At 56.5% G+C, this 13,934-nt stretch carries 3 protein-coding genes and 1 pseudogene; all 4 read right to left on the reverse strand.

Going from position 1 to position 13,934, the window contains the following annotated elements:
• Window positions 1-246: 246 nt before the first annotated feature.
• Window positions 247-3,630, reverse strand: coding sequence for a carboxypeptidase-like regulatory domain-containing protein (locus tag HFP54_RS13620; RefSeq protein ID WP_168565526.1), 3,384 nt, complete (start codon window positions 3,628-3,630; stop codon window positions 247-249).
• A gap of 384 nt (window positions 3,631-4,014) precedes the next feature.
• Window positions 4,015-5,349, reverse strand: coding sequence for a tetratricopeptide repeat protein (locus HFP54_RS13625; protein ID WP_235951745.1), 1,335 nt, complete (start codon window positions 5,347-5,349; stop codon window positions 4,015-4,017).
• Between the two features lie 344 nt (window positions 5,350-5,693).
• Entirely contained in the window at window positions 5,694-10,649 is a 4,956-nt protein-coding gene (locus tag HFP54_RS26430; protein WP_390657375.1) for a beta strand repeat-containing protein, read from the reverse strand.
• 2,238 nt (window positions 10,650-12,887) lie between these two features.
• Window positions 12,888-13,529: pseudogene (locus HFP54_RS26435) on the reverse strand (two-partner secretion domain-containing protein); the annotation flags it as partial.
• Between the last annotated feature and the right edge of the window lie 405 nt (window positions 13,530-13,934).

Consider the following 13,934-nt stretch of genomic DNA (forward strand, 5'->3'; position numbering starts at 1 on the left):
TCCAAACAGAAAGGCGGCGCGGATCGTGTTGTTGTTGGGTCATGAATGACCGGAGGTGCGGATGGATGCAGCCGTACCGAATTGACCGGTGTTTCAAATGTTATTGGGTAGCGGAACACCGATACGCATGCCCCGTTTCCCCGCCACCATCGTATCGAACTCGAAAGGTGCCGTTGGTATCTTGCGACCGGATTTCACATGCGATCGATTCCAGACGCAATGCAGCCGCTCCAGCCGGGATTCTTGTCAACTTCCGTCGGGCGTTCTGACACCTAAATCCGTGCGGCATAACTGACGAAACTCGTTGACGATGCCTCGCACGACGTCGTAGTGCCTGCCAATGTCTTCGGATAAATGTGTCTCAAGTAATTCATTCACCAGCCGTACCGTTCGTGTTGGATCGATGTGCGCCATGGCTCTCAACGGATGAATCACAGTAAAGATCACGTCGAAGTCCCGCTCACCGAACAACCAAGACCAATCATCGAAACAGGGCTCCACCAGAGCCAGGGCCATTCCACGATCCCATCCGGCCAACCCACCGGCCAAGGTTGAAGGCACATTGAACTGAGTCATCGTTTCATCTTTACGACTCTGCCAGAACGCCTCGAAAGCATACTGCTCAGCTAGTTTGGCATCCCACTGGGCCACCATCGCGACCGCGCCGGCAGCCGATTCCCCATCAAGTCCGCTTTGCGATTGTTCGATTGCAGTGCGATGAAGCCTCAAAGCGTCGACCGCGAGCGTCAAACGTTGCTTTGGCGATGCGTCGTGGGCTTGTCGGGCCAGCAGTAACAATAGCCGGGCTTTCCGTCCATCAGGTTCGATCTGGTCCAACAGACGTCGACCGATTTGAAAGTCACTGGTTGGAAATTCGTCGCGAAAGCTCAGAAAACTATTTGCGGTTAGTCGGCGTTGAGGATCCGAATGACGGATCGCTTCCCAATGATGTGGCGCGTACATCGCCACCAGCAAATCCGCTTTGGCTTTCAACGATTCGACTTCATCAGCCAACGCGGTCAGCTCGATCAGTCTCCTGGACTTTTCCAAATCAACGATTGCATAGAAGGGCGCGAATGTTCGTGATAGTGCAGTGCCTATTGAACGTTCGCCGTCGTCCAAAATGAATTGCAATTCGTGATGCTGTTTCCAAGTTTCATGCAGCAAATTGACGGCCACGTCGGTCAAGCCGGCTTTCAATAGTGCATTCGCAATGAGGCCGGTCAACGACAAGGCGTCCTGGCCGCTGCTTGGTTGGATCAATGACAGCGCCTGATACAGTTTCTGTTCGACAAGTTTTTTGTCGTCGATATGTTCGGCCTGTTGAAGCAAGAACGAGGCTTTCCAGTCATCGTCGACAAGCGTCATCAATTGTTCGGACTGCACGCCGCGAGCACCCAACCGCATGATGCTTGGGAGAAGCAAGCTTTCGTCGCGCAGGTGATCGGCCTGGTCGCGAAGTCGTGCCACTGCCCGGTCAAAATCGGCCACGGCCAGTGCCGTCAGGTATGCGAAACGCCTGGCCCGGGGATCATCGGTGGCCGGTTGGGGCAATCGGCTCAAAAGCCGCTTTGCTGCAGTTTCTTTTGCCGCGTCAGTCACAACCGCTGCGGTTCGTTTGGGGACGCGAGCATCCTCGTCGCGGAGCACAAGCAATTCGATTTCTGCGGGATCGTTTACAGTGTGGAACGTGGGCAAAAAACCGTGTCGGTGGGCTGCGATGATTTGCGTTCCTTTCATCAGTTGTAAAGTTACCTTGCCGGAGTCATCGCTGATTCCCGCGGCACGCCGCGTCCGTGCACCAATCGACACGACGCGGGCTTTCGGGATCGATTGGCCTGACTCATTGACGACCCGAATTTTGTGCAATTGTGAATTTGGCTGATCGAACATCCGCAGGTCGCCGAAATCAAACACACCGTTTTGCTTCGCTTTCGATTTGGCATTTATCCAGTACGTATTGAAGGTCCGTTTTCCTGGGGCTCGAACGCTAAGCGAAATTGGTCGGTCCCAGGCGAGTGTCGTCGGGGAGTGAAAGCGACCATCGGCATCTGTCAGCAAGAATGCCTGTTGTTCAAACAGCGGATGGGCAAGTGAACTGCGGCCACGGATGTTTTCAGGTTGAACGTCATGACGCACACGAACTTGCACCCGAGCGTTCTTGACCGGACGCTCCAGTGCATCGACCACCCGGCCGACCACTCGAAGCGCGAATCGCGGTTGAAGCACCAACGTGACTTCCGATTTGGCGGCAAGCTCCATCGTGATCGGTTGCTCAGTCATGCTTTGCAAATGTCGAGCGGTCAAAGTCACCGACGTTCCGTCGGAAACGCGATGAAAGCGGAACTGGCCGTGCGAATCGGTGAAGTACTGCATTTCCACCGTCGATCGGCCGCGTTTGAACGTGCAAGCAACTTCGGCACCCACCACTTCACGACCGCCGGTATCGACCACTCTACCCTTGGCTGACGACATCGGATTCAGTCGCACCGCGTTGACCTCCACCCGGCGATCCTTGGGGATCTGCTGAGGGTATTGATATGACGATTCATCAATCAGGTAGGAGCCAAACGCGTCGACGGGATAAAATCCGATCCGTCCTTCATCCGACCAGAAGGAAAATCTTCCGTCGCGAGTCGAGATCGCCGGTCGGCATGTGACGTCATGTGTGTCGATGAAAATTCCGCCAATTGGATCGCCGGTGGCCGCATGTCGCACCTCGCCGCTGACATGGACGCCGGGCACCAAAGGAATTCTCAGTCGATCATTTCCCGTCGGAAGGACGAGTTCTTTGTACAGAAACTGTCGCCCAAGCTGAAACGGAAAGTCGTCTGGGAAGACGGCAAAAATCAGTGGATCGCCATCGACGATCGCCAGATTGGTGAATCGACCCTGGCGATCGACCGTGGCTTCGCTCCACGCGGTGGCTTGGTCCAGCGCTTCACCGGTGCGACGAGTCGCAAGGACCAACTTGACACCATCGAAGTGCGGATGAGAAGGAAAGCCTTCGTCGTCGTTTTCGCCCCTGGTAACAAACAGTTCGCCAGATAGCCGACGAACGGGATGCGACATGACGTGTGGGGCGTGGTCGGAATCGAACGAAAGGTCGAGCCTTTGGTATCCCCTTTCGCTAGATCCGTAGTAGACGGACGAAAGCTTTGCTGCATCTGTCCAGCCGATCGTCGCAACCCCGTTCGCATCAACGTTTGTTGCCAGTGGTGCTTCGGACTGATCGTCGAATCGTTGCGGCAGTTCGACACCGCTGATGTTCGCGGGATACAGCATCCCGTCTTCGACCTGCTGACCAGTCGAATTAAAGACGGTCAAGTTCCAATTGCTCGTTGGGCTGAGCGACGTTGCGATTGGTTCTCCGGAAAAGCATCGGGCAAACGTGACTTCGCGGACAGTCGCCTGATAGCCCTCGGCAGTGATCAGGATTCGTACGCTCTTGCCTTGCACGAACCTTTGATCACCACGAATGATCAGAACCGACCAGTTTCCATTTGCATCAGTGGTGGTTGCGGTCTGTCCAGGGGAACGAAACGGAAACATTGACTGAGCAAACTTCGCTAGTTCACCCAGGACATAGACCTCGGCAGATTCGATCGGATCACCAGACTCATTCGTCACAGTTCCCGCGATCGCAATGCCGATGTCGCCCTGCGCAACGTTAGCAGATGCAGGCTCTGCTGACAAAAGCAGCAAACATACTAAACCAACCGATCGCATCAACGCACGACGCATCGTCTTACCCCTGCTGTGTTTTCCAGCTCCTCGCTCGCGGCCATCGAAAACGTACCCGCTAAATGCCAAATAGAGACAGCGGGATAATTGAAGAACCAACAAGCATTCGTGATCCACAGGTCTTGATTGTATGGAACCAGGTCACTGATGTTGGCAACGACAACTCCACTTTTGGAAGTGCGCTTCGGATGGCTCAGGTGGACTGCGTTTGCGTGTAAAGTGTCGCGTTGATGACGTTTTCCGGCCGCCGGATCGATCCGGATGGTGTCGTTACTTCGACAAGCGTGTCAGCAACGCGCGGGCGTCGTCTTCTTCGGGAAAGGCGACGGAGCTGTTGAGGGCCGCCTGGACGAATTGTTTGGCGGCGTCCAGTTCGCCAACGGATTCGAAAATGGCGGCGGCGAAGTATCCGACTTCGGGTGAAAATTCGCCACCAAGGATTGCTTTTCGGATGACTTGTTCGGCTTCCTTGGTCTTGCCGATCCGAAACAAAGCCCACGCGTAGGTGGCCACCGCGGCGCGTCCCTTCTGAGTCTTCGTGTTGGAGTTGCTTTTCAACAGTACTTCCGCATGACGCAGCGCAAGTTGATGCTTTTCAGGTGTGTCTTGCGATAGCAATGACAGTACCAAGCCATTGGTCGCGTCGAAGCTTGCCGGATTCTGCTGGTGCAGTTCCGCGAAGATCTTCTCGGCGCCCACAGAATCACCTTCAAAACGTTTGACGGTTCCCAGCATCGCGTTGACTGCGGGAGAGTCCGGCACCAGATCTTTAGCGCGATTGACGCATTGCTGCATCAGTTGTTGCTCGCCCGCCGCCATCGCCCACAGTCCCACGGCGATCTGTGTTTGCGCGTCATCTTGACCAGCCTGCTTCGCATTCAGCATCGCCTTCTTTGCCAGTTCATGCTTTCCATCGGCCTGATACATTCGCCCCATGGCGACTTCGGGAACGACACCGGACTTTGAAAACGTGCTGAGGTTCTGAAGCGTCTGTTTGGCAAATTCATAATCTTCCAGCTGGAAATGTGCCGCCGCCAGCCGATTCCAGGCCGCTTCGTTGCGTTGGTCCAATTCGATCCAAGCACGAAGATGTGGTTTTGCCGCGGCCCACTTTTGACGTCGTTCATAGATCGTGGCCAAGCCGGCATGAGCCGTCGCCGTCAGTTTGTTTTTCCGAGTCTCATTACGATCGTAGTTTTCCGACAGCTCCAACGCTTTTTCGAACAACACCTTTGCTTCAGCGATGCGTCCCTCGCCGATGGCCAGTTCCGCAAGCATGTTCCAAACCTCCGGGTCGCTGCCATGATTCTCGGCGGCACGTTCCAGAGCGGTGCGTCCGCTGCTTCGGTTTCCGGTCGCGTAGGCAAGGCGAGCAAACATCACTTCGCCCGGCGGCAGATCCGGATGCTGGTTGTATGCCGATTGGAACAACTCCATCGCGGCTGTGGCGTCACTTTCTTTGAATGCGGCCAGTGCCTTGTCCAGCAACGGTTGCGCCGGGTGTGGGGCCTGCTGGGTGGTCGCCTGAGTGCTGTCAGCGGACTCTTGACCATGCAGCGCCGGACTGACCAGCAACAGCATGCAGACAATAGCGAACAGTTTCATCGGAATCTTCACGGGGGGGGGGCGTGCAACAGTGAGATCGTGCAGTTTAGATCAGACGGGAACAATTCGAACGTCTGATCCGGGCCAGATCGAACTCATCCGACGTCAATCGGTATGGTTCGATCGGTTGATAGCGAAAAAGCGGCCGGCCCGAGTGCAATCGGCCCTGGCACCCATCGGCGATTTTGTCAGGGGCGATTCGTCCGTGCTTGGCGTGACCAGGGCCACGTTGGCGAGGGAACGTTCGTCACAACGTGGGAATTGAAAACTCGTTGCAACAAATTGCAATCTCGGCTAGCGACGTCGGTTCCGATGTCGGGATCCGACCCTACGACAAGCCGTGTCTAGTCTCGGCTGCTGTTGCGAATGGCGCTTGGAAGGTAAACGTCGCCACTGGGTTCATCGGTCTGCGTGGCGTCATCCGAGTCGGCGCCTTCGTTCGCGCTGAACGGGGAAGGGCCAAGGTTGATCGTACCGGTGTTGGTGGGCGTCAACACATCGACCGTGTTGGCGAAATCGATATACCGTCCAAACTGGTCGTAGACCAAGTCGTCGGTACGGATGCCCACTTCGGGCAACGGGATCTCATCGCGGACGGTGAAGACGCCGTTGTTGATGGTGACTTCGTAGTTGCCAAAATCAAGATCGCCCATCGGATTCATGGCGATGATCGGATACTGCCCCAATTCGGCATCGGCGAAGGTTCCCTCACTGGCCAAGTCGACCTGGTCAATCGTGTCTGCATTCTTCAAGCCGGACGCCGTGAACTCCGTGCCATTGAACACGAATTCGACGCCAATCAATTTTGACTGGTTGTTCGCCGAAATCACCAGCGGTGCGGGAGTGACCATCAATCCACCGGAAAGCGATCCGAGTTCGATGTTGTAATTGGTGGCGTCGAACCCATTGCCGCCCGCAGCAATTCCCGATGCGGCCAATTCATAGCTGCCAACGTTCGCGGTTGCGGCGATGCCCGGCGAGCTGAAACTGACTTGTTGGATCGTTTCGCCGTTCTTCAGCCCGATCGCTTCGAAGCGAGTGCGGTCCAACATCGAATCGCCGTAGGTCTTCTGCTGGCTCAAAGGATTGACGACCAAATCGGCCGGTACGACTGTCAATCCACCATTGGAGAACGAGATGTTGTAGTTCAGTGGATTGAAAGTCCCTTGTCCGCTAACGTTCAGGCCGACCGCGTAGGGAGTCTCCATGACATCGGCATCGGGACGGGTGCCAAGGCTAAGCCACTGAACCGGACCGATCATTTCACCATTGACCAGGCCTTCGACAGTGAAGTCGTTGTCAGGGAAGACAAACGTGTCGCCGTAGGTCTTGGTGTACGTGCCGCCGGTCACGAACAAATCTGCTGGCAGGATCGTGAAGGTTCCGCTGGCAGTGCCCAACAATCGGTACTTGGGATCCAGGTCCGACGCTTCGACGTTGATGGTGTAGGTTCCCGCATCGGAGAACTGGGTCAGGTCAAAATCGGTTCCCACTCCGATGCTCTGCAGTGTGTCGCCTTCTTGCAACACGCCACGCGTGATTGACAGACCAGGATCGATTGGAGTTTGACCGTACGTCGACTGGCCGTCGTTGGCGGTGAAGAACAATCCGGGGGTGAGGTCGATCGATGCCAGATAGAACGAATAATTAGCGTCAGGAACGCCTTGGTATTGGAAGCCTTGCAGCTCTTCCACCGCCAGCAAATCGTTTTGCTCGCCAATCCCTAAGCTATTCAGCAAATTACCGCTCTCGTCGAACAGGTTGCCACCCGAGATTCCATTGAAGCTGGAACTGTTGCTGATATTTACGCCGGCCTGCAGCGGTAAAAACATTCGCAATTCGCCACCGTCACCAGTGTTGATCTGCGATCCGGCCTCAAGGTTGATCGAGGAAGTGCCGGGGTTGGCATCGAAGGATCCGTTGTTAAGGACAATCAATGCTTCTCGTCCGGAGATGACGGAGCCCGCCAAATCAACATCGACTCCGCCTGTGCTGCTGTCGCTCAGGATCACGGAGCCGGAATTGAAGGCAATGATCTGTGAATTGGTCAGCGAAAGGAAGGTTCCGTTCGTGGCTTCGTTGTTTTGCGTGTAGAAGATCTGAATATCGCCATCGGCATTGGTCAAACTTGCTTTGTCCATGACAAGCCCGAATGGGTTGACCGAATTGTTCACTTCTTCGTCCAGGTTGAAAAAGATCGGCCCCGACCCGGTATTGCGGATACTGGCACCATTGGTAAATCGGGCCGATCCAACGGCACCGCCAAAGATCCCGTCTCTCGAGGTAATCGAAGTGCCGGGTCCCGAAATATCGAGCGCAGCATCACTGGACTGGATAGATACGCCTCCGATGGCCACGCCATTGCCCTCGATGGTGCTGCCACCACTGACGGAAACAGCCCCCACTCCAAGCAAACCACTTTCCGGGCCAATGAAAATCGTCGAAGACGAAATCTGGGAACCACCAGTGATGCTGATCATCGCGTCTCGATTGGCCGTTGATCCAAAACCGGCGGTCCTCAAACCGATCTGCGAATCTGAACCCGTCGCTGTCAGCGTGACGTTGTCCAGATTCATACGTGCGGGGCCGGGTTCACGCTGAGCGGGATTGGAATCTTCCGTATTATTGAAGATCAGCTCTAACGAACCATCTGCGACATTAATGGTGGTACCGGGGTTGAAATCAATATTTCGACCAGCTTCGAGCGTCAATTCACCCGTACTGGTCAGTGCCGTGATGATGTCGGATCGAATCTCTAGATCGTTACTGAACTGCAGAACCAGATCGTTGCCCGCGTTCAAGATCGCCACGATGTCATCGGGATCAATGAAGGTGGTGTCGGCGGGGAAATCGCTAAACGTCAAATCGCCGGTCAGTGAAAACCCTGAGGAACTACCAAATGAAATCAGCGAAACGCTACCGACACCGGGGCGGATGTCATTCGTGCCGATTGAATCAGCTTGGTTTCCAACTGCCAGCAGCGTCCCTCCGGAATTTAGACTGACAGCACTGCCGAGCGCATCGGATCCGGGAAATCTCAGGACATCAAAGAAAGTGGTCAAGCCACCGTTTTCAAATCCGGTATCGTCAACTCCATTGAACGCCGCTTCGGCGAACAGATAAATCGCACCGGAGTCCGGCGAGTTGTTGAATGCTCCGTCGTCACCGGTAGCACCGACCGCTAATCCGTGGCCATCGATTTGGCCAAAGATGTTGTTGTTGGCGGTGTCTGCGAAGAAATCGCCTGGCCCGGCGAAAGCAACCGATGCGCCAAATCGATCTCCTGCCTCAATGGCGAATTCGGGACCAATCAGATTCTGAGAACCCGCGAAATCAAAAGCAAGATCGAATGTGTCACTCGAAGGCACTCCGACCGCCGGGACGCGGTAGACGTAGACGTTACCCGCATCCATCGACAGGTTACCGACGCCGTCGTCGCCGGGCGCACCGACAATCAGATGATTTCCGTCATTCGTCAATGCGACAGAAAAACCGAATAAATCCACAGCGTCCAAGTCGACGACCTGCCCCATCCCCGATGTCGCTCCATCTTGAATCAAAGCCCGGAACGTTGGCATTTGAGACAAGTTGTCCGGATCAAGATCAAAGACGTAGGCCGCTCCCGTGCTGTTGCCTGAAAGATCCGATGCGCCTTGGTCTCCGATGGCGCTAACCGCCAACCGATTTCCTGCGTCATTCAAGTCGACCGAAAAACCAAATCGATCCGTAAAGCCCAGATCCAATTCAACTGGGGCGCCAAACGTATCCGTCAGCAAGAGTTCCAGCGAAGGAAGTTGACTCAAGTCCGTTTCGTCGAGTTGGAACAAGAACACCGCGCCGCGGTCTTCTGGATCGCCCACCGCCAAGATGTCACCGGCGCCGTTGAGCGCGAGCGAGTTGCCGAAATCGGAATCGGAAAGATCGATGTCCAGGATCGTCCCGTCACTTAGCCCCGATCCGGAACGTAGGACTTGTCCCAGCACGGGATCCGATGCCAAGGTTGTGTCGACATCGAACAGATAGATCGATCGGTTGCTTTCGACCGCCAATCGTTCGCCGGTCCCGCTCAATGCAACGGCGCCACCGAATCCACTGAAGGCGGGCAATTCAACCAATCCGCCCAGCGGCGAATCGTTGCTAATCGATTGGGCCAAATTGACCGTTTGCTCGAATCCGCCGCCGCCGAAATCGAACAAATGGAAACGATTTTGGTCCGGGTTGCCGACCGCCAGTCGGTCGCCGCTGCCGTCAAGTGAAACGGATTGGCCGAACGTTGAATCGCCGCCCTGGAAGGTGTCGCCGGATGCGAGTGGCGTGTCGTTGCGGATGACCTGTTTCAGATCCGCCGTAACGCCAAGGTCGTTGGTATCCAGTTCGAATAAGAAGACGCTGTTGAGATTGAAGTCAGACGGCTGTCCAACGGCCAAGCGGTCGCCGGCGTCATTGAACGAGATGCCGCGACCAAATTCACCGCCGGCGACCAAAGACAAAGTGCTGCTGTCAGCCAGCGTCACACCACGACGAAGCTCCTGGGCCAAGTCGGGTGTCTGGCTCCAATCATTGGCGTTTAACTCAAACAGATAGACGCCACCGCCCGCACCGTTTCGCTCTCCCACCGCCAGCCGGGAACCATCGGCGTTCACATCCAGGCCATAACCGATGGGCGAAAACGGAATGTCAAGCGTCGAGGCATCAGCCAACGTAGTTCCATCTTGAATCGTTTGTGCAAGTGTCGCCGGCCCCATGAATCCGCCGGCACCGAATTCAAACAGGAAGACCTTGGAATCGCCCGATGCTCCGGCCGCCAGCCGCTGGCCGTCTTCGGTCAGCGCGATGGCACCACCAAAGCCGCTGTTGTCGCCCAGCATCAACGTTTGTCCGCCGCTCAGAGATTGTTGATTGCGGATGACTTGCGGCAACGAAAGTGGAACCACCGGATCGGTCTGATCAACCTCGAACAGATAGATTGCACCGGAGTTCATGTCCATGTTTCCGACGCCATCATCACCCGCTGCACCGATCGCCAGCAGATTCCCGTTGTCGGCGATGGAGATCGAGCTGCCGAACATGTCTTGATCGTCCAACTGAAGCGTTTCCAACCCGACCGGCGTATCAATGCCCACACCATTGCGAAGGGTGGTCACCAGGGTGGGCACGGTGTTCAGGTTGTCTTCGTCCAGCAAGAAGAAATGAACTTGGCCGAATTCGTCACCAAATTCAGGGCCCAGCGAACTGACGGCAAGTTGTGTTTTGTTCGACCCTAGTTCGACTGCAAGTCCAAGGCCTGACACGTCTGGCATCGTGGTTGAAATGGCATCGGTGCTGAGTCGTCGGCCTTCATAGCGGAACGAGGTCCCCGTGAATTCCAAATCAAACAGCGACACGGCCCCGGAATCTTGTGCCACGCGGTTGTCACCATCAAAACCCGGTGCACCCACCACGACACGCGTACCGGCCGCATCCAGCGCGATGTCCGCTCCATAAGATTCGTTGCCGATTTCGATGGTCGTGTCACCGATCTGTACGCCGTCGGAGACTTGAATCAGCAAGTTAGGCGCAGCGGTCAAGTCCGATGGGTCCAATTGAAAACCGAAAACGCCACCGTTGAGGAATCCAAGATTTTCGGCACCGACGCCCAGAAGGTCGCCGACAGCGTTCAGTGCAACGCCGCTGCCAAACTCGGCTTGCCCTACTGAAACCGGTCCGCCGGCACCGTTTTCGACCAACTGTCGGAACCTTGCCGGCTGACCAAAGTTTTGACTGATCAGGTTGAATAGATAGACGCCGCCCGCGCGGTTGTTCAGCTCGGGGGCACCGACGGCTAGGATGCTGCCCGATGCGTTCAACGCAACACTTTCGCCGAAGCCGGCCGCGTCCAGGTCACCCAAAGTGGTTAGCGTATCGCTGCCCAGTCGTTGCGCAAGATTAGGCGCAGCGGCCAGATTGGTCGGGTTGATTTCGAACAGATAGACGAATGAATTGGTGAACCCGTTGGCACCGACCGCCAGACGGTTTCCGTCTTCGTCCAACGCGACGCTGGTTCCGAAAAGATCGCCGCCCAGTTGTGCGTTGATGGAATTCGATTCGTTGGCACGCAGATCAAAGACGCCACCGCCCACCAACGGTGTGCCATCGCGAATAACGATCGGCAACTCAGGTGCTTGTGAAAGATCGGTGGTGCTCAGCTGGAACAGATAAACCGCACCCGTATCGTCCAGCAGGCTGAGTGATTGGTCGAAGCCCAGGAAATCGTCTCGCGATGCACCGACCGCCAGGATGCCGCCGGGGCCGTCGAAATCAACCGCGCTGCCGAAGCGGTCGTCAGCTTCCAGTTCCAGCGTGCCGCCGCCGGAAAGTGCCGCACCATCACGCAAGATCTGTGCGAGCGACACGGAATCCAGAACGCTGTTGGTATCAAGATCGAATAGGTAAACCGCGCCGGATTCCCCTTTCAACACCGAACCGCCATCGTCACCGATCGCTCCGACCGCCAAACGATCACCCGCCGAGTTCAGGCCGACCGATACACCGAACCGATCAAAGGCGTCCAAGAACGTGTCGCCGGAACCCAACAGCGAAAACGTGATCATGTCCATGCCGGACGGAGCGGTATCGACGATCACACCATTCTTAGGATCCAACAGCACGGTGCCGCCGCCGGTTTGAACTTCGTCGGTGGTTTGATACTGAAGCAGACCTGCCGACGACAGTTCAACGAATCCGCCGGTCCCGTCCGCTCCGCTGCCGCTGACATCCACGCCGCCGTAGAACTGTGTACGGTCATCGCTCCAGACGATTGCCGTTCCGCCTTGCCCGCTTTCACCGGTGGCGATGATTTGGCTGCCAGGGCTGATCAAAGTCTGCCCGGAGTTGGCCAGTTCGTCGGTTGTCAGGTCGCGGCCGCCTTGGTATTCACCGCCGACACGAATCGTCCCACCGTCGACCGCACCGGATGCGTCAAAGGTCGCCCCCAGCATCGACGTCTTGGTGCTGCTGGACACGTCGATCGAACCACCGTTGCCTGTCGCCCCGGTTGCATCCAGTGTTGCCGACGTCACGATGCGGCCCGGTCCGGTGATGCCGATGGAACCGCCATCGACACCCGACACGTCGATGTCTCCCGCGGTCGTTGCGGTGTAGGCATTGGTTGTTTCGATCTGCACATTGCCGCCAGTCCCGGCATCCGAAGATGCGTCGATCGCCGCGTATTGGTCAACCGTGTTGGATTGGATTTGAACGTCACCGCCAGACTGCGTGCCACTGGCATCGATGCGTCCTTGAACGAGAGCGTCATTGGACGTCACGGTGACCGAACCACCGGTGGTTCCACTGGTGTCGATGGTTCCAATGTGATTCAGTTGTCCGGTGTTGACGGAGACGGACTGACTGGCCGCGATCGTCCCGCTGTTGAAGACCTTGCCACCTGGGTTGGTCAGGTAAACCTCGCCGCCCGCCATCACCGCACCGGTCGCACGAATCGTACCGGTGTTGTTGATCAAGGATGCCGTTTCGCTGTAGCCGTTTTGCAGCGTGGCCATGTCCGCTTCGACATGCGTGACGCCGTTGCTGTAAGTCACGCTTTGACCACTGCCCACCGTGACCGATCCGCCCAGGCTGTTGATCGTGCCGGAGTTATTGAATTGGTTGGCGATGAAGTGCGCGCCACCGGATCCCGTGTTGATCGTTCCCTGATTGACGATGTCCGCCGTGGAAGAACCACGGAACGTCATCGGACCGCCATTCATGAAGTCTTTGGTACCGATGTCAAACGTCGACGCGGTGAACCCATTGGTGTTGACCACACCCGATGGCCCCACCAACACACCGCTGGGGTTGACCAGGAAGACGTTGCCGTTGGAGTTCAATGCGCCATGAATCGCCGACGGTGTGTTCGGCGTGGTCACGCGGTTCAGGACGGCTGACGATGCCGACGGCAAATTGAAGTTGGCTGTGTTGCCTTGGCCGATCGAAAAGCTTTGCCAATTGATCACCGCTCGATCGGTCGACGCGTTGACGTTCAACGTCGATCCGGCGTTGGAGATCGTCGCGGCCCCGGCGACCACATTGCCGCCGGTCGGGTTTTGAGCGGATGCGGTGGTTGCCGTGCTGACGGCCAGCACGCCGCCAAGAACCAAGTTACGAAGTTCGGCACGCTTTTGTCGTCGGCGTCGTTGGCTCATGGCGTTCAATTCGTCGCAAGCGCCTCGGCCAACGGATCGTTGCCGGGCAAGCAGGATTCTTAAAAACAGTGCGGATCGAGAAAGCGTTGCTGAACCAACCGTTGCGGTTGACTCAAACGGACTCCCTGGAGCGTGGCTAGTTTGGATAGCCCCCCCAACAGAGTCAAACTTTTTCTGGCAACGCGGGGCAATGTCACCAAAACCGGCGTGTTATCGGAAAAACCCAAGCAATCCGGTCGTTCCGCATCCTGGTACGCGTGTCCCTGGAAACCCCCGTTTCTGTCCGCGTTACCCTCCGATCCGGGTGGCAGGTTTCCGATCTGAATGCTGCTCGGTCATAGCGCACGATGCCCCATGCCGCGCCCCGTTAATCGCCCTCCCTTGATGCACTGCCGGACGCGATCG

It is taken from the genome of Crateriforma spongiae, from assembly GCF_012290005.1.
In the GTDB taxonomy this organism is placed as follows: Bacteria; Planctomycetota; Planctomycetia; order Pirellulales; family Pirellulaceae; genus Crateriforma; species Crateriforma spongiae.

Bases quoted from the DNA above. Each gene is read 5' to 3' on its own strand.
- HFP54_RS26430 (WP_390657375.1), bottom strand. From the start codon at position 10,649: ATGCCAGACGTGTCAGGCCTTGGACTTGCAGTCGAACTAGGGTCGAAC.
- HFP54_RS13625 (WP_235951745.1), bottom strand. From the start codon at position 5,349: ATGAAACTGTTCGCTATTGTCTGCATGCTGTTGCTGGTCAGTCCGGCG.